Origin of the sequence: Nocardiopsis baichengensis YIM 90130 (genome assembly GCF_000341205.1) — a bacterium.
GTDB lineage: Bacteria > Actinomycetota > Actinomycetes > Streptosporangiales > Streptosporangiaceae > Nocardiopsis_A > Nocardiopsis_A halophila.
Window position 1 is genome coordinate 130,807 of the sequence record NZ_ANAS01000031.1, and the last position, 21,089, is coordinate 151,895.

Sequence of the window (21,089 nt, forward strand, 5' to 3'; positions counted from 1 at the left end):
TTCGTTGCATGGCTCGTAGGCGTGTGAGCAGGCCTTGGAAGTACTGGGGGTACTTCGCCCTGGTGGGTATGGGCTTGTTCTGGTTCAATCCTGCGGCGAGTCCGATCGTGTGGTTGCTGCTGTCGTTGGCCGCCGTTTATTATTTCGCCCTTCAGGTTCCGATCGTCTGTGGCGCGGAAAATCGCAGTGGACAGGGGCGGTGCCGGAACAATGCCTATGGAATCCTGAAGGGGTGCCATCTTCAAGCGCATAAATGGCAGAAGGTGAAGACGCGCAAAGGCGTCAAGGGGGTGGGGCGGGCTCTGGTCCAGGTCACGGCCTTCTGGCAGGGGGCCGTCGCGGTTCTCGCGGAAGTGGCCGCTGTGGTGTCGGCCATTGCCGCGGTCCTGGTCTACTTCGTTCCGCAGGCCTCGTAGCGCCTGCCTCGGTTCGAAGGTGTGCGTTCGCAGGCAGGGTGCGGCCGGTGGCGGGGCTGCGGGTCGCCGGCCCCGGGGCTTCGGCGGGTCCTTGCGAGTGTCCCCGTGTGACCTGGGATCCGGTGGAGGACGGGCCCTATCTGTGACGTGGGGCACATGCTAACTTCGTGGGCGCACGCGTCCGGTGGCATCCCGTACTCCCGGAGGGCCGGCCATGCCCGCTGTCGTCGTTCTCGTCGCCTCTCTGGCCGTCTTCGCGCTCGGTTACCGCTACTACTCCGCCTACCTCGCCAAACGCGTCTACGCCCTGGACCCCGCGTTCACCACCCCGGCGCACGCCTACAGGGACGGGATCGACTTCGTCCCGACCAACCGGCACATCGTCTTCGCCCACCACTTCATCTCCGTGGCGGGCGCCGCGCCCATCGTCGGACCGGCGATCGCCGTGTTCTGGGGGTGGGGGCCCGCGCTCGTGTGGGTGGTGCTGGGGACGGTCTTCGCCTCCGGGGCCCACGACTTCGGGTCCATCGTGGTCTCGGTCCGCCACCAGGGGCGCAGCATCGGCAACGTCGCCAAGGACGTCATCGGCCCGCGCGCCCGCGTGCTCTTCCTGTTCATCATCTTCTTCCTGGTGACGATGGTGAACGCGGTCTTCGCCGTGGTGATCGGCAACCTGTTCATCGGCACCCCCGAGGCGGTGCTTCCGGTCCTGGTCACCATTCCGCTGGCGGTCGTCGTCGGGCAGGTCGTCTACCGCCGCCGCACCGCCGCCCTGGTGCCGTCGCTGATCGCGCTGGTGGTCGTCTACGCCTGCATCCCGCTCGGCTCCTTCGTCCCCATCACCGTCGACCCCCTCGCGAACCTCCTGGGCCTGGAACCGCTGCCGGTGTGGATCGTGCTGGTCTTCGCCTACACCTTCTTCGCCTCGCGCCTGCCGGTGTGGCTGCTGCTCCAGCCCCGCGACTACATCAACCAGCAGCAGATGGTCCTGGCCCTGGCGATCATCGTGCTCGGCATCGTCGTCGGCATGGACACCATCGCCGCCCCGGTCGTCAACGACGTTCCCGCCGGCTCCCCGCCCTGGTTCCCGCTGCTGTTCATCACCATCGCCTGCGGCGCGGTCTCGGGGTTCCACAGCCTCGTCGGTTCCGGGACCACCTCCAAGCAGCTGGACAGGGAGACCGACGCGCGCTTCGTCGGCTACATGAGTTCGCTGGGCGAAGGCACCCTGGCGGTGTGCTCGATCCTCGCCTGTACCGCCGGGGTGCTGGTGCTCTCCGGGAACGAGGGGCTGAGCTGGAACCAGATGTACGCCGACTGGGCCTCCGCGCAGGACAACCCGGCCGGGAGGTTCACCGAGGGCGTCGCGGGGTTCGCCGAGAACCTGCTGATCCCCCAGCAGATCGGCATCGTCTTCGCCGCCATCGTCGTCATCAGCTTCGCCGCGACCAGCCTGGACACCGCGGTGCGCCTGCAGCGCTACATCGTCCAGGAGATCGCCGACATCGCCGGGGTCCGCCCGCTCGCCCGGAACCTCACCCTGGCGACGCTGCTCGCCGTGGCCGTCCCGCTGGCGCTGGCCCTGGTCCCCGGCGACTTCGCGCTGGGCACCCTGTGGCTGCTGTTCGGCACCACCAACCAGCTCACGGCCGGGCTCGCGCTCTCGGTCATCGCGGTGTGGGTCACCCGGAGGGGGCGCAACCCCGTCATGGTGCTCATCCCGCTGGTGTTCCTGGTCGTGATGACCGCCTGGGCACTGGTCATCCAGGCGATGGGGTTCCTCGCCTCGCCCGAGCCGCTGCAGAGGTTCCTGCTGGCCCCCCTCGACCTGGCCATCCTGGCCCTGGCCGTGTGGATGGTGGTCGAGGCCGCCTTCGCCCTGCGCCGCGCGTTCGCCGGGCGGCGCGGGCGGCCGAGCCCGGGGGCGGAGAGCGGCGGCGACTCCGCGTCCTCGGTGGGCGGGGCAGACGAGGGGTGAACCGCGCCCCCCAGGGGGTCGGGCGCCGTTCCCGGCCCCCTGGGGGGCGACTCAGCGGCTGCGGTCGGTCTCCGAGACGCTGAAGGCGTGCTCGCCGTCGAGGTCCACCAGGGCGATATGACTGTAGGGCCGCTCCCTGTACCCGACGTAGCCGGACCAGTACTCCGTGGTGGCCGAGTCCTCGCCCTGGGCGACGACCGCCTCTCCGATGATCCGACCCCGATGGCCCTCGCGCAGCGTGACCGTGTCTCCAGGGGAGAGGTCCTCGCCGCCGGCGCGGACCTTGTACGGGTCGCACACCTCGATCCACAGCCGTGCCCCCGTGGAGTCGCGGGCGGAGGCGACCGTCTCGCAGTCGGCCTCCTGTGCCTGCGCGCCCTGCAACGGCGCCAGCGCCACCGCCGCGGCCCCCAGTACCGTCCCCGCCCGTATGAGCATCCGCATTCACGTACCCCCAGTGATCGCATGGCGACTGAACGCGGTAATACGTGCCCCCGGTGCAGTGCGAGGAAACGCGCAGGTCAGAGGAGAGATTCGGGGAGGGGCAGGGGGTCAGCCGCCCGCTGCCCGCCGCGCCTCCAGGGCGGCCACGCCCTCCTTGCAGGCCTTGACCACCTCGCGGTGGTTGCGCAGCCGGTCCAGCATGCCGAAGGGCGCCACCTCGGCCACCGGGTCGCCCTCGGAGCCCTCCACGGACAGGCGGTTCCCCGTCACCGTCCCCGAGCGGTCCCAGCGCTCCCACCGCTCGAAGTCGGGGCTGTGCCGGTGCCCGAAGACGAACGCCCGCTCCCCGCGCCCGTGCAGGGGAGCCCCGTCCAGGCGGCGGACCAGCGCCGGGTCCCCGCCCTCCCGCGGCCACGCGTCGGCGGTGACCACGTCGACCCGCGGGTCCTCCGCGGGCCCGGCCGGGCTCTCCCCGATCGCCGGGCGGACCAGCAGCGCGTCCCCGGGGCGCGAGCGCACCGGGAGCTCCCGCTCGGTCTCGGCGCGGGCGAGCACGACCACCACCCGCGGCAGCCACCACCAGTTCTCCCGGCGGGCCATCAGGCTGTCGGCGCGCAGCCGCGTGGGCGGGTGCTTGACCAGTTCCTGGGGGAGCAGGTGCTCGGTGAACAGCTCGCCCTCGGCGTCGGCGACCACCTCGATGGGCCCGGCGGCCACCCGGCCGGGCCCGCCGTCGGCGCGCTCGCCCGACAGGGCGAACGCCGCCCGGCCGCCGGTCAGCGTGTCGGCCGCGGCCAGGTGGGCGGCGGGCAGGGCGGCGCAGGGGCGGCCCTCCAGCAGCAGCGGCACCACCGGGATGCCGGTCGGCCCGGCGGGGCCGACCCAGCACAGCTCTCCGGTGACCGCCCGCCGCCAGGCCTCAGCGTGGTCGTCGTGGTCGTCGGGAGCCGTCATACAAGGTCACGCCTTTGTGGTGATCGGGATCTCATGTTAGCTTCTGGTGACTTTAGTCGATCTTGACACGGTTTGTGATCATTCGGCGCGTCCGCGCCCAGCCACCTCCCCTGCGACGGCCTCACCGGCGCCCCGGCGACCGCCGGGTCAAGGGGAACGAACCGCGGATAGTAAGGATCCCTCAATGCCGGCAGTCGTCGTGCTGGTCGCCGCACTGGCGATCTTCGCGCTGGGCTACAGGTACTACTCTGCCTACCTCTCCAAGCGCGTCTTCGCGCTTGACCCGGCCTTCACCACCCCCGCCCACGCCTACAAGGACGGCGTGGACTTCCTGCCCACCAACAAGCACATCGTCTTCAGCCACCACTTCATCTCCGTGGCCGGCGCGGCGCCCATCGTGGGCCCGGCCGTGGCGGTGTTCTGGGGCTGGGGGCCGGCGCTGGTCTGGGTGGTGCTGGGCACCGTCTTCGCGGCGGGGGTGCACGACTTCGGCGCCCTGGCCGTCTCGGTGCGCCACAAGGCCAAGAGCATCGGCACCCTGGCCAGCGAGGTCATCGGCAAGCGCGCCCGCGCGCTCTTCCTGGTGATCATCTTCTTCCTGCTGACCCTGGTGAACGCGGTCTTCTCGGTGGTCATCACCAACCTGTTCATCGGCACCCCCGAGGCGGTCCTGCCGGTCCTGGTCACCATCCCGCTGGCGGTCGTCGTCGGCCAGTTCGTCTACCGCCGCCGCACCGCCGCCCTGCTGCCGTCGGTGGTGGCCCTGGTGCTCATCTACGCCTGCATCCCGCTGGGGCAGAGCTTCCCGGTCACCGTCGACCCGCTGGCCGGCCTGCTCGGCGTGGAGCCGCGGATGGTGTGGATCGTGCTGATCTTCGCCTACGCCTTCCTGGCCTCGCGGCTGCCGGTGTGGCTGCTGCTGCAGCCGCGCGACTACGTCAACCAGCAGCAGATGCTGGTCGCGCTGCTGGTGATCCTGCTCGGCGTCGCGGTGGGCATGGACACCATCGCCGCCCCGGTGGTCAACGACGTCCCCGCCGGCTCCCCGTCCTGGTTCCCGCTGCTGTTCATCACCGTGGCCTGCGGCGCCATCTCCGGCTTCCACAGCCTGGTCGCCTCGGGGACCACCGCCAAGCAGCTCGACAAGGAGACCGACGCGCGCTACGTGGGCTACATGGGCGCTGTGGGCGAGGGCAGCCTGGCGCTGTGCTCCATCCTGGCCTGCACGGCCGGCGTGGTCATCGTCTCCGACCAGAGCTGGGACGCGATCTACGCCGACTTCGACACCGCCTCGGCCGGCGCCACCGGAAACTTCGTCAACGGCGTCGCCGGGTTCGCCTCCAACCTGGGCATCCCCGCCGCCACCGCCACGGTCTTCGCCGCCGTGGTCGTCATCAGCTTCGCCGCCACCACCATGGACACCGGCGTGCGGCTGCAGCGCTACATCGTCCAGGAGATCGGCGAGATCGCCCGCGTCCGGCCGCTGGCGCGCAACCTGACCCTGGCCACCGTGGTGGCGACCCTGGTGCCGCTGGCGCTGGCGATGATCCCGGGCGACTTCGCCTTCGGCACCCTGTGGCAGCTGTTCGGCACCACCAACCAGCTCACCGCCGGCCTGGCCCTGGCCGTCGTCGCGGTCTGGGTGACCAAGAAGTCCCGCAACCCGGTCGCGGTCCTCGTCCCACTGGTCTTCCTGATGGTCATGACCTCCTGGGCGCTGGTGACCAACCTGTGGAAGTTCGCCACCTCCGACGAGCTGGTCGACGTGGTGCTGCTGGCGCCGCTGGACGCGGTCATCTTCGTCGTCGCGCTGTGGCTGATGGTCGAGGCCGCCCTGGCCCTGCGCAAGGCGTGGGCCGAGCGCGGCGCCCTGCAGGAGGGTTCGCCGGCCGCACAGGACGGGCAGGACGACGCCGTCGAGACGACCGCGGACACGGAGGCCTGACGGCGATGGGTGCGCGCCTTGAGCGACTGCGCGAGGCCTGGCGCAAGGTGGAGGAGTTCCACACCGCCTGGTTCGAGACGCGGTGGCGCCACGTCATGCGCCGCGAGGCGCGCACCCAGCAGGACACCCTCCGGGCCCTGCTGCTCCTGGAGACCCTGGGGGTGGAGGGTCCGGTGGCCTATGAGACGCTCGACCTCATCCCCTACATGGTCGCCGACCTGCACGAATGGCACCAGCGCATGGGGCGGGAGGACTTCGGCGATCCAGGGGTGTGCTGTTGAGCAGGGGCAAGGGCCGGGGAAAAGGCCCGAGTAGGGACGCGGAAGGCGGGGGAGGCGCACCGCCCATCGTGTTCTTCGGTGGGAAGGGCGGCGTCGGCAAGACCACCATGGCCGCCGCTTGCGCCCTCAAGTGCGCCGACGAAGGGCTGCGCACGCTCGTCGTGTCCACCGACCCCGCCCACTCCCTGGGCGACGCGCTCGAAGCCCGCCTGGGGGACAAGCCCGTCAAGGTCGCGGAGTCGCTCTGGGCGCGCGAGCCGGACGCCGACGCTGCGGTCGAACGCCGGGTCCAGGAGGTGACCGACGACGCCTACCGCGCCCTTCCGCGCGACATCATGCCCGCCGTCTCCCGCCACCTCGAACACGCCGCCTCCAGCCCCGGAATGGCCGAGTCGGCCCTGGCCGACCTGCTCATGGACGCCATGGAGGAGGTCCCCGACACCTGGGACCGGCTGGTCGTCGACAGCGCGCCCACCGGGCACCTGCTGCGCCTGCTGGCCCTGCCCGAACTACTGACGCCGTGGGTACGCGGTCTCGCCCGCCAGCGGGAGCGCGTCCTCGACGCCGACCGCCTCGCCGCCGGGATCGTCGGCGGCCCCAGCGAGGCACCGGACGACCCCTTGCTGGAGAAGCTGCACGCCCGCAGGCGCAAGCTGGAGCGGGCCGCCGACCGGCTGCGCGGTGATGCATGGGTGCGGCTGGTGCTCATCCCCAGGCGGATGGTCCTCGCCGAGACCGAGCGCGCCGCAGAGCAGCTCACCGAGGCCGGCTTCCGCCTCGGCCCCGCGGTCATCAACCAGGTCCCTGAGGACGCCGACACCGGGCCCCTTGAGGCGGCCAGGCGGCGCTTCGCCGAGACCGGGGCGGTCGAGCTCGGCCTGACCCCGAGTGAGCCGACAGGGCAGCCGGCCCTGCGCGCGCTGGCCGCGCACCTGTAGCCGCGCCCCGCCCTGTCCGGCCTCCTGAACTCCGCCTCCCGGACGCCGCCGGGAAAGCGGGGGAAGGTGGGCCGGTCAGCCGGGGCCGCCGGGGGGAAGGACCACACGAAAGGGTTTCGGACGCCGAGATTCCGCCACAGGCAGGACCGGTAGGCTCGGAACGGGGAACTCTGGAGGTGGGGTGGCGAACCGTACGAACACGCCGGGCGACCGGGTGTGGACGATTCCGAACATGCTCAGCATGCTGAGGCTGCTCGGCGTGCCGCTGTTCCTGTGGCTGATCCTGGTCCCCGAGGCCGACTGGTGGGCGCTGGGCGTCCTGGCGTTCGCGGGCCTGTCGGACTGGCTCGACGGCAAGATCGCGCGCGCATGGAACCAGGCCAGCCGGCTCGGCGCCCTGCTGGACCCCATGGCCGACCGGCTCTACATCTTCGCGGCCGTGCTGGGCCTGGTCGTGCGCGGGGTCGTGCCCTGGTGGCTGATGGCCGTGCTCGTGCTGCGCGACGTGCTCATGATCGGGTCGCTCCCGGTGCTGCGGCACTTCGGCTACGGCCCGCTTCCGGTCAACTTCGCGGGCAAGGCGGCGACGCTGTGCCTTCTCTACTCCTTCCCGCTGCTGTTCGTGGCCGGATACGGCGGCGTGGTGGGCGATGTCGCACGGATTACGGGTTGGGCGTTCGCCCTGTGGGGAACTGCTATCTACTGGTGGGCCGGACTGCTGTACGCGGTCCAGGGCCAGAGTCTGATCCGACAGGCCCGGCGCGCCGACCGCGCGACCGCTCCGGGACGGGGTACCGGTGCGGATGCGGCGGGCGCGCCCGGCGGATCCGGGGCATGCGAGGGCGAGGAGCAGAAGGCCGTCGGGCCGGACGCCCCGTCCACCGGCGACCCCGGGCCGCCCCACAGTGACAGGAAGGGAGCGACTTCCTCGCCATGAGAGAACGCCCGAGGGCGTATCAGCGACCGACCGGGGGCAGGACCAGCGACGAGAGACTCAGACCGGCGGCGGGCAGGCGCACCGCCCCGGCGGACCGGAGGTGCCCCAGATGAAGGCCGTCGTCATGGCGGGCGGTGAGGGGACCCGCCTGCGCCCCATGACCGCCAACCAGCCCAAGCCGCTGCTGCCCGTGGTCAACAAGCCGATCATGGAGCACGTGCTGCGGCTGCTCAAGAAGCACGGCATCGACGAGACCGTGGTCACCGTGCAGTTCCTGGCCACGCTCATCCGCAACTACTTCGGCGACGGCGAAGAGCTGGGGATGAAGCTGCACTACGTGGCCGAAGAGGTGCCGCTGGGCACCGCCGGCAGCGTGAAGAACGCCGAGGAGCACCTGCACGGCGAGCCCTTCATCGTCATCTCCGGCGACGCGCTCACCGACATCGACCTCAGCGACATGCTGCGCTTCCACCGCGAGAACGGGGCCATGGTCACCATCGGCCTCAAGCGCGTGGCCAACCCCTTGGAATTCGGCATCATCATCGTCGACGACGAGGGGCGCGTGCAGCGCTTCCTGGAGAAGCCCACCTGGGGGCAGGTCTTCTCGGACACGGTGAACACCGGCATCTACATCATGGAGCCGGAGGTGCTGGAGCGCGTGGCCGCCGGAGAGGTGGTGGACTGGTCCGGCGACGTCTTCCCCGAGCTGCTCAAGGAGGGCGAACCCCTCTACGGCTATATCGCCGACGGCTACTGGGAGGACGTGGGGACCCACGAGTCCTACCTGAGCGCCCAGGCCGACGTGCTCAAGGGGCTCGTGGACGTCGAGATCGACGGCTTCGAGGTCTCCCCCGGGGTGTGGGTCGGTGAAGGCGCCGAGATCGACCCGGAGGCCGTGCTCAAGGGCCCCCTCTACATCGGGGACTACGCCAAGGTGGAGGCCGGCGCCGAGCTGCGCGAGTACAGCGTTCTGGGCAGCAATGCGGTGGTGCGCTCGGAGGCCTTCCTCCATCGCACGGTGGTGCACGACAACGTCTATATCGGCGCCTCGACCAACCTGCGCGGCTGTGTCGTCGGAAAGAACACCGATGTGATGTCCGGGGCCCGGATCGAAGAGGGCGCCATCATCGGCGAGGAATGCGTCATCGAGTCCGAGGCGTACCTCTCCAACGACATCAAGGTCTACCCCTTCAAGACCATCGAGGCCGGGGCGGTCGTCAACACCAACGTCATCTGGGAGTCGCGCGGCCAGCGCTCGCTGTTCGGCCCCAGAGGCGTCTCCGGGCTGATCAACGTCGAGATCACGCCCGAACTCGCCGTGCGCCTGGCGAGCGCCTATGCCACCACCCTGAAGAAGGGATCGGTCGTCACCACATCGCGGGACGCCTCACGCGGCGCGCGCACGCTCAAGCGCGCGGTCGTCAGCGCCCTGACGGCGGGCGCGATCGACGTGCGGGACCTGGAGGCGGTCCCCATGCCGGTGGCCCGCTACAACACCTCGCACAGCGGTGTCAGCGGGGGGATCGCCCTCCGCACGACGCCGGGCGATCCGCAGTCGGTGGACCTGGTCTTCCTCGACTCCAGCGGGGCCGACCTGTCGCCGGCCGCCCAGCGCAAGCTGGAGCGCGTCTACTCGCGCGCCGAGTTCCGCCGCGCCTTCCCCGGGGAGATCGCCGAGCTGTCCTTCCCCTCGCGGGGGGTCGAGGGCTACACCCAGGAGCTGCTCCGGCGCATCGACACCTCGGGCGTGGCCGAGGCGGAGATGAAGGTCGTCATCGACTGCGCGGGCGGGACCGGGTCGCTGGTGCTGCCCTCCCTGCTCGGCAGGGTCGGCGCCGACGTCCTCACCCTCAACAACCGGCTGGACGAGGCCTCGCCGACCGACACCCTCGCCAAGCAGATGCGCGACCTGCAGCACCTGGGCGAGCTGGTGTCCTCCTCCAGGGCCGACTTCGGGGTGCGTTTCGACCCGGTGGCCGAGCGGCTGTCGATCGTCGACGAGAACGGCGAGCTCATCGACAACGAGCGCGCGCTCCTGGTCGTCCTGGACCTGGTGGCCGCCGAGCGCGGCGGGGGACGGGTGGCGCTGCCGGTGACCACCACCCGCGTCGCCGAGAGGGTCGCCCGGTTCCACGGCGCCGAGGTGCAGTGGACGCCCACCGCCACCGACGAGCTCACGAAGGCGGCCAAGGCCGACGACATCGTCTTCGCGGGCGACGGGCGCGGCGGGTACATCATGCCGGAGTTCACCCGGACCACCGACGGCATCGCCGCGTTCGTGCGGCTGCTCGGGCTGGTGGCGCGGACCCGGCTGTCGGTCAGCCAGATCGACCGGCGCATCCCCCAGGCGCACCAGCTGCGCCGCTCGGTGCCCACGCCCTGGGCGGTCAAGGGCAGTGTCATGCGGGCCGTCGTGGAGGCCGCGGGGGAGCGCGAGATCGACACCACCGACGGGGTGCGGGTGGTCGAGCCCGACGGATCCTGGGCGCTGGTGCTGCCCGACACCTCCGAGGCGGTCACCCGCATCTGGGCCGAGGGCGCCGACTCCGACACCGCGCAGCGCCTGCTGGACGAGTGGGCGGCGGTCGTGGAGCGCGCCGAGGGATGACCCTGGCGGGGGCGGTGCGGACGGCTTGCGGGCCGTCCGTACCGCTCGGCCGGAGTCGGCCGAAATCCGTTGCGGCTCAGGGGCCGCGGGCGCTCCGGCAGGGGCTGGATATGGTTTAGAGTCGAGTGTTCCCGCAACACTGGCCACGCGGACGGGGGACGCGCCGGACGGATGCCGGAGGTAAGGAGGACGACCGCCGAGGGCGATCCGGGAACACCGACGAGCACCCCCTTCGTTGCCAGGAGGGAGAGCCTGGGAGGTGAGCGGCTTCGGCCGCCAGGCAGGACCAGACCAGCAGCCGATACGTATCTGAGCACCGCCCCCGTGCGGTAGGAGGCCGAGCCGACCTATGTCGAGCGTTAACTGCACGCAGTGCGGTCACGCCGTTGCGGATGATGCCCGTTTCTGCTCCAACTGTGGGACCCCCGTGCGCAGGGGCGGACAAGAGCCCGCCCGGGCCGGTGAGCGCCGCGACTCCGTCGGCGAGACCACGTCCACGATCTCCATCGCCGGCATCCAGGCCCTCGAGGCCGAGACGGACGCCGCCGAGGAGCTCCCGGCCGATTCGGCCAACGTGGAGGCCCTGCCGCCCGGCACCGCCCTGCTGGTGGTCAAGCGGGGGCCCAACGCGGGCAGCCGGTTCCTGCTCGACTCCGACATCACCACCGTCGGGCGCCACCCCAACAGCGACATCTTCCTCGACGACGTCACGGTCTCCCGGCGCCACGTCGAGTTCTTCCGCCGCGGCGACGGGTTCGGGGTGCGCGACGTGGGCAGCCTCAACGGCACCTACGTCAACCGCGAGCGCATAGACGAGGCGGAGCTCGGCGCCGGTGACGAGGTGCAGATCGGCAAGTTCCGCCTGGTGCTGCTCACCAAGCCGCGCCGCTGACCAGGATCGCGCACAGGGGCCGGGCGCGGAAGGTTTGCGCCCGCCCCCGACCGGACAGCCTTGTAATCGAAGACCGTCGGCAGCGGCGCGGAGCGGCCTCCGGCCCCAGGGCGCCCCGTCCGGAGGCGGCGGCCTAGCCTTGTACGAGGACGGGAACGACAGCACAGCCGGGCCGGTGCCCATCCGGTACACCAGTCGTGGGGACGGAGCCGCAGTGAAGCACATGGAGGTCGTCGGCGTCCGGGTCGAGATGCCCTCGAACCAGCCGATCGTCTTGCTGAAGGAGACCGGCGGCGAACGCTACCTGCCCATCTGGATCGGGGCGGTGGAGGCCACCGCGATCGCGCTGGCCCAGCAAGGGGTGACCCCTGCGCGCCCGCTGACCCACGACCTCTTCCGCGACGTCCTCGAAGCCTTGGACGCCACCCTCGACACGGTCAACATCACCGCCCTCGACGACGGGATCTTCTACGCCGAACTGGTGTTCTCCAACGGCGTCGAGGTGAGCGCGCGCCCCTCGGACTCCATCGCCCTGGCCCTGAGGACCGGAGCGACGATCTACGCCAAGGAGGACGTCATCGACGAGGCCGGCGTCCCCATCCCGGACGAGCAGGAGGACGAGGTGGAGAAGTTCCGCGAGTTCCTCGACACCATCACTCCTGAGGACTTCGGCCGCACCACCTGAGGACCCCGTCGGGGAGCATTCCCCCTTCGTCCTCATCAGCCTTGTAGGCGCAGTCCTTTTTCGCGGACGTCCTCAGCGGACGCCGCCTTTCGAGCGCGCGTCGCGAACGGTCACGAAGAGCCAGACGGCGAACAGCCCGAGGAGCGCTGCCGTCGCTGCGGTCGGATAGTAGGCGACATCGAACGCGAGCACGGAAGACGCCAGCGCGGCGGCGGCAAGCCCGAACGAGACGTGTTTCATGCGCCATTCCCTCCGATTCGACAATGCCCCGGAGCGTAGCAGCATCACACCGCACACGAGCCGCCCGGCCGTCGTCCGGCGGCGCGGGCCCGGGCACGAGTTCAGGGGGCGGCCGAAGCGGGTGCCCACAGCTCTGAGCTGGACAACTCCTCCCAGAGGCGGGGAGGCGCTTGGCCAAGGCGGGATATCGGTGATCGATCCACCGGAGGTTTCACTGGCGACTCCGGAGTCGTTGCGTCCCGTCAGACGAGCTTGAACGCAGCCACTTCGGTTCCGCCTTCGAGCGCCGCGTCCTCATCCTGAATGGTGATCCATTCCAGCTCCGTGCCCTCAGGGACCTCGAAATGGTAGGTGAGCGGTACCGACAGGCCGGGCCCCAATCCGTAGGCGACACCTTCGCCTGAGGACATGGACGAGGTGTACCGGGCTCCGTCGGAGTCGTAGGCGAACACTTCTTCATAGCCCGGGATCGTCTCGGCGGCGGTGATGTTCTCGGCAGTGACCGTCACCGGCACGAAGACGGCTCCGTCTTGGGCCTCGTAAGTGACATCCATAGAGCTGTCGGTGAAGGATGATTCTCCTTCGCCCAGAGATACGTCGCTGTATTCATGCACCCCATCGGTCGTGGACTCGTCCGTCGGGACGGAAGGCCCCCGTTCTTCGGTGCCTTCTTCTTCGACCGCCTCCCCGTCCTCGGCAGGGGGGTCCTCATCCGCGACCTCGGGCGGGGCCTCTTCGCTCAGCGCGTCACCCATGTCGCCGAACGCCTGCTCAATGGTGTGGACGAGATACGCCTGGTGTCCGAACCAGCCGGCGCCGAACCCCACGATCAGTGCCGCAGCGCCGATACCGGTGGGAAGTAGCCAGCGCGGGACGCGGCCGAGGCTTTTGGGAGCGGGATCCGGTGGGGGTGTCGGGCGAGGGGCGTCGGTGGTCATGTCGTCTCCTGACTACGGCCCCTGTCCGCCGTTCGGTAATGGACGAAACCGATGCGGTGCCGGGGTCCGAGGTGTACCCATGCGGAGGAGGAGCTGCACGGCGGCAGGAGCAAAAAAGCAGTGGCCCGCCCGGGTGCTTCCCGGGCGGGCCTGCCGACGCCCCGCGCACACGGTGCGCCGACCCGCGCACCGCTCCCCGGGCTTTAGCCGGGCCCCTGCCGGTGCGCGTCCCACCACGTGGGTGGGTGCTGGTGCAGAGCCGCTCAGTGTTTCGGCACGTGCTCTCTCCGGTGCGCAGTAGACGGGAGGCACGGGGACTGCTCATGGTGCCCCTCGCAGTCTCGGTTCTCAGATTACGGGGCAGGAAGGGGCGCGGACCAGAAGGTTCGTCGTCCGGCGGTAGTCATCGGCCCGTTCGCGAAGTAGGCCGCCCCCTTGCGCTTGGGGACTGGTGCTCCGGGTAGCCGGCGGGGAGTGCAGTCGCCGTGCGGAGGGAGTCGGGCCATGGCGCGCCGTCGCGGGGTCGCCGTCGTGACCGGGGCGAGTGCGGGTGTCGGGCGGGAGACCGCCCGGCGGCTGGCCGCCGAGGGGTGGGACGTGGGGCTGATCGCCCGCGGCAACGCCGGTCTCGACGGGGCCGCCGCAGAGGTCGGCTCGATCGGGCGCCGGGCCGCGGTGGCCGTGGCCGACGTCGCCGACGAACAGGCGGTGGAGCAGGCGGCCGGCCTCGTCACCGAAGAGCTCGGCCCGATCGACCTGTGGGTCAACAACGCCATGGCCTCGCTGCTGTCCCCGGTCATGGACGCCGGTGCGGACGAGTTCCGACGGGTCACCGAGGTCGGCTACCTCGGGTCCGTGCACGGCACCCGGGCCGCGCTGCGCCGCATGATCCCGCGCGACCGCGGGGTGGTGGTCCAGGTCGGCTCGGCTCTGGCCTTCCGCGGGATCCCCCTGCAGGCGGCGTACTGCGCCGCCAAGCACGCGGTGCGCGGGTTCACCGACTCCGTGCGCGCCGAACTGGCGCACGAGGGCTCCAAGGTGCGCGTGACCGAGGTGCACCTGCCCGCGGTGAACACGCCCCAGTTCGGCTGGGTGCGCGCGCACATCAAGGGGCGGCCGCGGCCGGTCGCGCCGGTCTTCGACCCGGCGGTGGCGGCGCGGGCCGTCGCCCATGCGGCCCGGCACCCGCGCCCCCGCGGCTTCCTGGTCGGCTCCTCCACCGTGGGCACGGTCGCCGCCTCCCGGCTCGCGCCCCACCTGCTCGACCGGCGGCTGGGGCGCACCGCCTACGCCGCCCAGGAGCGTCGGCGCCGGGTCCTGCCCGACCGCGACGACGACCTGTTCTCCCCGCTGGACACCGGCGGCCCGGAGGCCGACCGGGGAGCGCGGGGCATGTTCGGCCGGGAGGCGCGCCGCTTCAGCCCGCAGGCCGTCGTCGACCGGCACCGGACCGCGACCGCCTCCGCCCTGCTGCTCGCCGCGGGCGCCGCCGCCCTGGCCGTCCGTTGGCGCCGCGCTTAGACGGAGACGGAGAGCAGGAGGTTGCGACCCGTCGGCCAGGCGTGTCGGCGGGGGCGGTAGCCCAGGGTCCTGCGGGTCGGCCCAGGCGCTCGGCGCTCTCCTCACGCTTGGTGACCGTCAGCCGCTTGCCCGGTACGTTGGGCCCCTTCCACCTCGAACGACAGCGTTGCGACACGAACGGGACCCCACCGCCTGGCCGCCCGCGGTGGTTCCCTTGTCGGCGACGGGTCTTCCGTGCCGCCCCATCCTCCAGATCGATGGCGGAGGCCACCGGGTCGGCCGTGGCGGTGGACGGAGGAGGGAGATCGTTCACCCCGGGGATGCGCCCCTCGGTACGCCGGCCGGTCGTGTGATGTGCCGATTCGGCGCGGCGCGGGCTCTATCAGGGGCGGCGGGTCCGGAGCACCGAGGCCGCCGCCAGGGGGACCAGCGCCGCGGAGGCGACGGTGATCCAGGTGGTGGCGGTGTCCAGCGGTGTCCCGAGCGTGCTCAGGCCGATCGCGACCGCGGGCAGCCCCGACCCCAGGTAGAAGGCGAGGTAGAGGGCCCCGGTGAGGCCGCCGCGCCCCTCGGCGGGGGCGGCCTCCTCCACGGCCGCCGCAGCGCCGCCGTAGGCCAGGCCGTGCCCGGCACCGGTCACCGCCGCGGCCGCCAGGGCCGGCCACGTCGGCCCGCCGATCGAGCAGGCCAGCAGCGCCAGGCCGGTGAAGACCGCCGCGAGCCCGGTGAGCTGGGCCGTGCGCGCCCCCAGCGCCGGGACGCACCGCTGGGCCGGGACCGAGCAGAGCAGGACCGTGCCCAGCACCGCTCCCACCACGGCCAGGTCGTCCTGCCCGGCCCGGTCGAGCAGCGCCGGGATGACCGACAGGAACAGGCCGGCCGCCGTCCAGGCCAGGAACCCGGTGAGCGCGGCCGCGGTGAAGACCTGCCGCAGCTCGGCGGGCACCCGCGGGCAGGTCGGACGCCACCGCCGCACGCCGGGGCCGACGGGCACGAGCGCGCCGACCAGGTGCCACCCGGCCGCCAGCAGCGCCAGGTGCAGGCCGAACGGCAGGACGCCCGGGGCCGGGGCGTACTCGGCGAGCAGCCCGGCGGCGATCGGTCCGGCGGCGGTCCCCGCGACGAAGGCGGTGCTCGCCAGGACGGTGGCCCGCCCGCGCCGCGAGCCCCGGCCGCCGATCAGCGCGGTGGCCGCCCCGGTGGCCGCGCCCAGCGCCAGGCCGTGGGCCGCCCGGCCCGCGAACAGCCAGCCGGGGCCGGTCGCCAGCGCGAAGCAGACCGACCCGGCGGCGGCGACCGCCAGGGCGGTGCGCAGCACCGGCCGGGGCCCCAGGGCGTCGGAGGCGGGGCCGAACAGCAGCAGCGCCGGAGCGCTGACCAGGGCGAACGTGGCGTAGGTCAGCGTCATCGGCAGATCGCCGACGCCGAAGGCCTGCTGGTAGGCGGGGTAGAGGGGGCTCGGCAGGTAGGCGCCGGCGGTGAGCACGACCAGCACGTAGACGCCGGTGCGCACGCCCCGGGCGGGGGCGCCGCGGAAGCGGTCCGCGGGGCGGCGGTCCCTGCGCACGGGGTGGCGGTCGTGCGCCCTCCAGGTCCTCGTCGTCATCACGCCGACAGTCTGACCCGCGACCACCCGAGAAGAGAAGCAAACGTTTTGCGTCGAGACCGTGCAAAATATTCGCATGATCGATCCGAAGCTGAAGGTGCTGCAGATGGTCGCCCGCCACGGCACGGTGACGGCCGCGGCCCAGGCGATGAACTACACCCCCTCGGCCGTCTCCTACCAGCTGCGCCAGCTCGCCGAGGAGCTCGGCGTCGAGCTGCTGGCCCCGTCGGGGCGGGGCATCGCGCTGACCGCGGCCGCCCGCATCGTGCTGCGCCACACCGAGGCGCTCAGCGCCCAGGCCGAGCGCGCCCGCGCCGAACTCGCCTCGGTGACCGGGGAGCCCGCCGGTCCGTTCACCCTGTGCGGCTTCTCCACCGCCGCCACCCACCTGCTGCCCCCGGCCGCGGCCGCGCTGCGCGAGCGCTACCCGCAGGTGCGCGTGCGGGTGATGGAGGCCGAGCCCACCCCCTGCTTCGACCTGCTGCTGTCCGGCGACGCCGATCTCGCGCTGGTGGTCAGCACCGCCGACACCCCCTCCGGCGGCGACGAGCGCTTCGACCAGCGCCCCCTGCTGGACGACCCGCTGGACCTGGTGGTGCCGGCCGGGCACCGGCTGACGGAAACGGCCCGGGTGACGCTGGCCGACGCGGCCGGGGAGCCGTGGATCGTCGGCAACGCCGGCGGCACCTACCACCAGCTGGTGATGAGCGCCTGCACGAGCGCCGGGTTCACCCCCGACATCGCCCACGTCGCCGACGAGTGGGACACCGGGACGGCCCTGGTCGCCCTGGGGTTCGGCATCATCCTGGTGCCCCGGCTGGCCCGGATCAACGACTGGGCGGTGGTGCGGATCCCGCTGCAGGGCGAACCCGCCCCGGCCCGGCGCATCCTGGCGGCGACCCGCAAGGGGCGCCGCGACCACCCGGTGGTCGCCTCGGCGCTGGAGGCCATCGGATCGACCGCGCAGACGCTCCAGGCCACCCGCCCGAGGGATGAGGGCGCGGCGTGATGCCGTGACCGTTCGCGTCCGCGGGCACGGTGACGCTCCCGGCGGAGGCCACCGTCCCGTCAGGACACGCCGGTGAGGGCGTCCGAGGGCGTCCGACCATCGTTCCGTTCCAGGACCAGAGGCGCGGACCGCCATCGACACCATCTCCATCTCTGCGACCGGCCGGCCGGGGAGCGGAACCGGCGATCGGGAGTGGTGGAATCGCCGCCTCGTGCGCGGTTGATCACCGCCCCCCCGGCGGCCGACCCGCGCCCTGGCCCACCGTCATCTTGAATCGATTCATGGTAGGACATGGATCACGTCGGCTTGGACATGGGTGTGGCGTCGGGTCGGCGGACGGGTGGCCGACCGCGGCGGCGCGGGGGTGGGGAGGCGTGGGGGTTCGAGGTGACGCATCGTCACTGCGTGTTCGCAGATGAGGGGCTTGACGTGTGCGGGGGCACGTGCAAGTGTTGCGCCCATCACTTTGAATCGTTTTAGAGTGTTTTCCGTTCCGTTCGCGCGGCACCCCACGCCACCGGCGGCGGCTCTCCCCTACGAGCAGGAGCGAACCATGACGACCCACCACGCCATCAGCGGGCGCCCCCCGGCACCCCGCCGGCGGGCCGACCGGGCGTGACACCGGCGGGCCCCGGACCGGCACCGTCCGCCGCGGCGCCGGGGCCCGCCCGTCCCTCTTCCCGCACCCCCGCACCACCCCCTCCAGCGCAGGCGCGCCCGGCCCCACGGCCGCACCGACCGCCTCCGCTGCGGCGCGGACGCCACGCCCGCGCCGACGACGAGATGGAGAACCCCGCAGATGAAGGCTGCGACGACCTCAGCGTCGAAATGGAAGGCCACCACCGCCGTGGCCATGTCCAACTACATCGAGGCCGGGTCGATCATCGCGATCGCCACCAGCCTCAGCCTCTGGCAGGACGAGTTCGGCCTGGACAGCTTGGCGGTGGGCCTGCTCAGCGCCCTGAGCGCCAACGCCTTCGGCGCGGCGATCGGCGCCGCGGTCGGCGGCCCGCTGTGCGACCGCTACGGCCGCAAGTTCATCTACACCTACGACCTGCTGCTGTACATGCTCGGCACGCTCTTCGCGGTCTTCGCGATGAACTTCGGCATGCTGCTCACCGGGTTCGTGCTCACCGGCATCGCCGTCGGCGCCGGGGTCACGGCCGCCTGGACCTACATCGCCGAGGAGGCCCCGGACGACCGCAGGGCCGGGCACGTCGGGGTCGCCCAGCTCGCCTGGTCGATCGGCCCGGCCATCGGGTTCCTGCTCGCCGTCCTCGTCGAACCGCTCGGCCTGCTCGGCGCCCGGCTGGTCTTCGCCCATCTGTTCGTCGTCGCCGCCGTCACCTGGTGGGTGCGGCGCGGGCTCGACGAGTCGCAGCGGTGGAAGGAGCAGCGGTCCAACCCCGAACGGGTCGGCACCTACCGCGGCTTCCTTCAGCTGCTGACGCACCGCAAGAACCTCACCGCGCTGCTGTTCCTGGTCGGCGTGTACGGCCTGTGGAACACCGTCGCCGGCCAGGCCGGCATCTTCCAGCCGCGCATCTACGAGGCGACCGGCCTGACCGACGCCTCCTCCCAGTACCTCCTGCAGGTGCTGGTGTGGACCCTGACGTCGGCCGCGACGTTCTGGGGCTTCATGAAGCACGGCGACAGCTTCTCCCGCCGCCGGCTCTACTTCATCGGCGCCGCCCTGGGGGTGGCCGCCTGGGCCGTGCTCATCTACGGCCCGGCCGGCTGGTTCTCCCTGCTGTTCTTCGCGATCGGCTGGGGCGTCTCGGCCGGCATCGGCGCCCAGGCCTTCTACGGCCTGTGGGCGGCCGAGCTGTTCGCGACCCGCTACCGCGCCTCCGCCCAGGGCGTCATGTTCATGCTGGTGCGCGTCATGGTCGGCGTCCTGAGCCTGTGGTTCCCGCTGATGCTGGAGCAGACCGGCATCCACGGGGTGGGCGTGCTCATCCTCGGCCTGCTGGTCGCCGCCCTGGTCATCGGCACCGTCTGGGCGCCCAAGACCCAGGGCAAGAGCCTGGAGCAGATCGAGGTCGAGCGGTACGGCAGGGTCCTCGACCCGGGCCCCCGCGGGCGGACCCCGGCCGCGGCCGGTGAGTGAGCACGTGAGGAAGGAGGAACCGGTGGAGCGCGTGTGCTTCCGCATGCAGGTGCGGCCCGACCGGATGGAGGAGTACATCGAGCGGCACCGGGCGGTGTGGCCGCCGATGCTCCGGGCCCTGCGGGAGGCCGGATGGACGAACTACTCGCTGTTCGCCCAGGACGACGGCACCGTCATCGGCTACCTGGAGACCCCCGACTACGAGGCGGCCCAGGCCCGGATGGACACCACCGAGATCAACGCGCGGTGGCAGGCCTCGATGCGCCCCTTCTTCGCCGAGGGCGGCTCCTTCGAGGCCGGCCCCGTCCGCCTGCGGGAGGTCTTCCACCTGGAGGACCAGCTCGCCGCCGCCGGCGCCACCACGGAAGGGAGGGCGCAGTGACCGCCTTCGACCAGATCACCGAGGACCTCGCCGCCCAGGCCATCGAGCTGCCCTCGTGGGCCTTCGGCAACTCCGGGACCCGCTTCAAGGTGTTCGGCACCCCGGGGACCCCGCGCGACGCGTTCGAGAAGGTCTCCGACGCCGCCCAGGTGCACCGCCACACCGGCCTGGCCCCCACCGTGGCCCTGCACATCCCCTGGGACCGGTGCGACTTCGCGGCCCTGGACGAGCACGCCCGGGAGAACGGCGTGCGCCTGGGCACCGTCAACTCCAACACCTTCCAGGACGACGACTACAAGTTCGGCGCCCTGACCCACGAGGACCCGCGCATCCGGCAGAAGGCGATCGACCACCACTTCGCGTGCATCGACATCATGCACCGGACCGGGTCGCGCGACCTGAAGATCTGGCTGGCCGAGGGCTCCAACTACCCGGGCCAGGCCGACATGCGCGGCCGCCAGGACCGCCTGCACGCGTCGCTGCGGGCCATCTACGACCGCCTCGGCCCCGACCAGCGCCTGGTCCTGGAGTACAAGTTCTTCGAGCCGGCCTTCTACCACACCGACGTCCCGGACTGGGGGACCAGCTACGCCCAGGTCGCCGCGCTCGGCGAGCGGGCGGTGGTCTGCCTGGACACCGGCCACCACGCGCCCGGCACCAACATCGAGTTCATCGTCATGCAGCTGCTGCGGCTGGGAAAGCTGGGCTCGTTCGACTTCAACTCGCGCTTCTACGCCGACGACGACCTCATCGTCGGCGCCGCCGACCCCTTCCAGCTCTTCCGGATCCTGGTGGAGGTCGTGCGCGGCGGGGGGCTGAACGACCCGGACGTGGCCTTCATGCTCGACCAGTGCCACAACGTGGAGAACAAGATCGCCGGACAGATCCGCTCGGTGCTCAACGTCCAGGAGATGACCGCCCGCGCGCTCCTCCTCGACACCGCGGCGCTGCGCGACGCCCAGGTCGCCGGCGACGTGCTGCGCGCCAACGAGGTCTTCATGGACGCCTTCCAGACCGACGTCCGCCCGATGCTGGCCCGGTGGCGCGCCTCGCGCGGGCTGCCGGCCGACCCCATGCGCGCCTACCTCGACTCCGGCTACCAGGAGGCGATCGAGGCCGAGCGCGTCGGCGGCACCCAGGCGGGCTGGGGCGCCTGAGCCCGACGACCCCCCACGTGCACGGAACAGCGAAAGAGAGAGGCACGA

The 21,089-nt window shown here is 71.8% G+C and carries 19 protein-coding genes; 14 read left to right on the forward strand and 5 right to left on the reverse strand.

What is annotated here, in order from left to right:
• Nucleotides 1-68: 68 nt before the first annotated feature.
• Together C892_RS0122310 and C892_RS0122315 are read left to right on the forward strand one after the other, a co-directional pair.
• Nucleotides 69-416 (forward strand): hypothetical protein, encoded by a 348-nt coding sequence (locus tag C892_RS0122310; RefSeq protein WP_152513449.1) that lies wholly within the window; start codon nucleotides 69-71, stop codon nucleotides 414-416.
• Between the two features lie 214 nt (nucleotides 417-630).
• Entirely contained in the window at nucleotides 631-2,394 is a 1,764-nt protein-coding gene (locus C892_RS0122315) for a carbon starvation CstA family protein (RefSeq protein ID WP_017558993.1), read from the forward strand.
• A gap of 51 nt (nucleotides 2,395-2,445) precedes the next feature.
• On the opposite strand, the gene C892_RS0122320 is transcribed toward C892_RS0122315, so the two are convergent.
• Nucleotides 2,446-2,838: a hypothetical protein gene (locus tag C892_RS0122320; protein ID WP_017558994.1), complete on the reverse strand. Its 393-nt coding sequence runs from the start codon at nucleotides 2,836-2,838 to the stop codon at nucleotides 2,446-2,448.
• A 108-nt stretch (nucleotides 2,839-2,946) separates the two neighbouring features.
• The gene (locus C892_RS0122325) at nucleotides 2,947-3,792 is read right to left on the reverse strand and encodes a hypothetical protein (protein WP_017558995.1); all 846 of its coding nucleotides are present in this window, start codon (nucleotides 3,790-3,792) and stop codon (nucleotides 2,947-2,949) included.
• A 184-nt stretch (nucleotides 3,793-3,976) separates the two neighbouring features.
• Between C892_RS0122325 and C892_RS0122330 the strand changes: the two genes are divergently transcribed.
• From C892_RS0122330 to C892_RS0122360, 7 genes are all read left to right on the forward strand, one after another.
• Complete coding sequence (locus C892_RS0122330; protein WP_017558996.1) at nucleotides 3,977-5,737, forward strand: carbon starvation CstA family protein; 1,761 nt, start codon at nucleotides 3,977-3,979, stop codon at nucleotides 5,735-5,737.
• Nucleotides 5,738-5,742: 5 nt separating this feature from the next.
• The gene (locus tag C892_RS0122335) at nucleotides 5,743-6,018 is read left to right on the forward strand and encodes a cory-CC-star protein (protein ID WP_017539233.1); all 276 of its coding nucleotides are present in this window, start codon (nucleotides 5,743-5,745) and stop codon (nucleotides 6,016-6,018) included.
• 107 nt (nucleotides 6,019-6,125) lie between these two features.
• Nucleotides 6,126-6,956 carry an ArsA family ATPase gene (locus C892_RS0122340; protein ID WP_394296685.1) on the forward strand — a complete coding sequence of 277 codons (831 nt, stop codon included), beginning with the start codon at nucleotides 6,126-6,128 and terminating at the stop codon, nucleotides 6,954-6,956.
• Nucleotides 6,957-7,188: 232 nt separating this feature from the next.
• Nucleotides 7,189-7,893 carry a cardiolipin synthase ClsA gene (locus tag C892_RS0122345; protein ID WP_017558998.1) on the forward strand — a complete coding sequence of 235 codons (705 nt, stop codon included), beginning with the start codon at nucleotides 7,189-7,191 and terminating at the stop codon, nucleotides 7,891-7,893.
• A 109-nt stretch (nucleotides 7,894-8,002) separates the two neighbouring features.
• Nucleotides 8,003-10,501 (forward strand): mannose-1-phosphate guanyltransferase, encoded by a 2,499-nt coding sequence (locus C892_RS0122350; protein WP_017558999.1) that lies wholly within the window; start codon nucleotides 8,003-8,005, stop codon nucleotides 10,499-10,501.
• Nucleotides 10,502-10,850: 349 nt separating this feature from the next.
• Nucleotides 10,851-11,393 carry an FHA domain-containing protein gene (locus C892_RS0122355; RefSeq protein WP_026124561.1) on the forward strand — a complete coding sequence of 181 codons (543 nt, stop codon included), beginning with the start codon at nucleotides 10,851-10,853 and terminating at the stop codon, nucleotides 11,391-11,393.
• A 214-nt stretch (nucleotides 11,394-11,607) separates the two neighbouring features.
• Nucleotides 11,608-12,078: a bifunctional nuclease family protein gene (locus C892_RS0122360; protein ID WP_017539228.1), complete on the forward strand. Its 471-nt coding sequence runs from the start codon at nucleotides 11,608-11,610 to the stop codon at nucleotides 12,076-12,078.
• A 72-nt stretch (nucleotides 12,079-12,150) separates the two neighbouring features.
• On the opposite strand, the gene C892_RS31915 is transcribed toward C892_RS0122360, so the two are convergent.
• The gene (locus C892_RS31915; protein WP_017559001.1) at nucleotides 12,151-12,318 is read right to left on the reverse strand and encodes a hypothetical protein; all 168 of its coding nucleotides are present in this window, start codon (nucleotides 12,316-12,318) and stop codon (nucleotides 12,151-12,153) included.
• A 242-nt stretch (nucleotides 12,319-12,560) separates the two neighbouring features.
• Nucleotides 12,561-13,256 carry a hypothetical protein gene (locus tag C892_RS0122370; protein WP_152513450.1) on the reverse strand — a complete coding sequence of 232 codons (696 nt, stop codon included), beginning with the start codon at nucleotides 13,254-13,256 and terminating at the stop codon, nucleotides 12,561-12,563.
• A 504-nt stretch (nucleotides 13,257-13,760) separates the two neighbouring features.
• Between C892_RS0122370 and C892_RS0122375 the strand changes: the two genes are divergently transcribed.
• Nucleotides 13,761-14,777: an SDR family oxidoreductase gene (locus C892_RS0122375; RefSeq protein WP_017559003.1), complete on the forward strand. Its 1,017-nt coding sequence runs from the start codon at nucleotides 13,761-13,763 to the stop codon at nucleotides 14,775-14,777.
• 382 nt (nucleotides 14,778-15,159) lie between these two features.
• Here C892_RS0122375 and C892_RS0122380 read toward each other — a convergent pair whose 3' ends face one another.
• Nucleotides 15,160-16,383, reverse strand: coding sequence for an MFS transporter (locus C892_RS0122380; RefSeq protein WP_152513451.1), 1,224 nt, complete (start codon nucleotides 16,381-16,383; stop codon nucleotides 15,160-15,162).
• Nucleotides 16,384-16,459: 76 nt separating this feature from the next.
• Between C892_RS0122380 and C892_RS0122385 the strand changes: the two genes are divergently transcribed.
• The 4 genes from C892_RS0122385 to rhaI all read left to right on the forward strand — a co-directional run bounded on the left by C892_RS0122385 (nucleotide 16,460) and on the right by rhaI (nucleotide 21,041).
• Complete coding sequence (locus C892_RS0122385; protein WP_017559005.1) at nucleotides 16,460-17,392, forward strand: LysR family transcriptional regulator; 933 nt, start codon at nucleotides 16,460-16,462, stop codon at nucleotides 17,390-17,392.
• Between the two features lie 799 nt (nucleotides 17,393-18,191).
• On the forward strand, nucleotides 18,192-19,502 hold the full coding sequence (locus C892_RS0122390; protein ID WP_051060588.1) for an MFS transporter: 1,311 nt from the start codon (nucleotides 18,192-18,194) through the stop codon (nucleotides 19,500-19,502).
• Between the two features lie 22 nt (nucleotides 19,503-19,524).
• On the forward strand, nucleotides 19,525-19,884 hold the full coding sequence (locus tag C892_RS0122395; protein ID WP_017559007.1) for an L-rhamnose mutarotase: 360 nt from the start codon (nucleotides 19,525-19,527) through the stop codon (nucleotides 19,882-19,884).
• Complete coding sequence (gene rhaI / locus C892_RS0122400; RefSeq protein WP_017559008.1) at nucleotides 19,881-21,041, forward strand: L-rhamnose isomerase; 1,161 nt, start codon at nucleotides 19,881-19,883, stop codon at nucleotides 21,039-21,041. The genes C892_RS0122395 and rhaI overlap by 4 nt, the downstream gene beginning before the upstream one ends.
• Nucleotides 21,042-21,089: the final 48 nt, after the last annotated feature.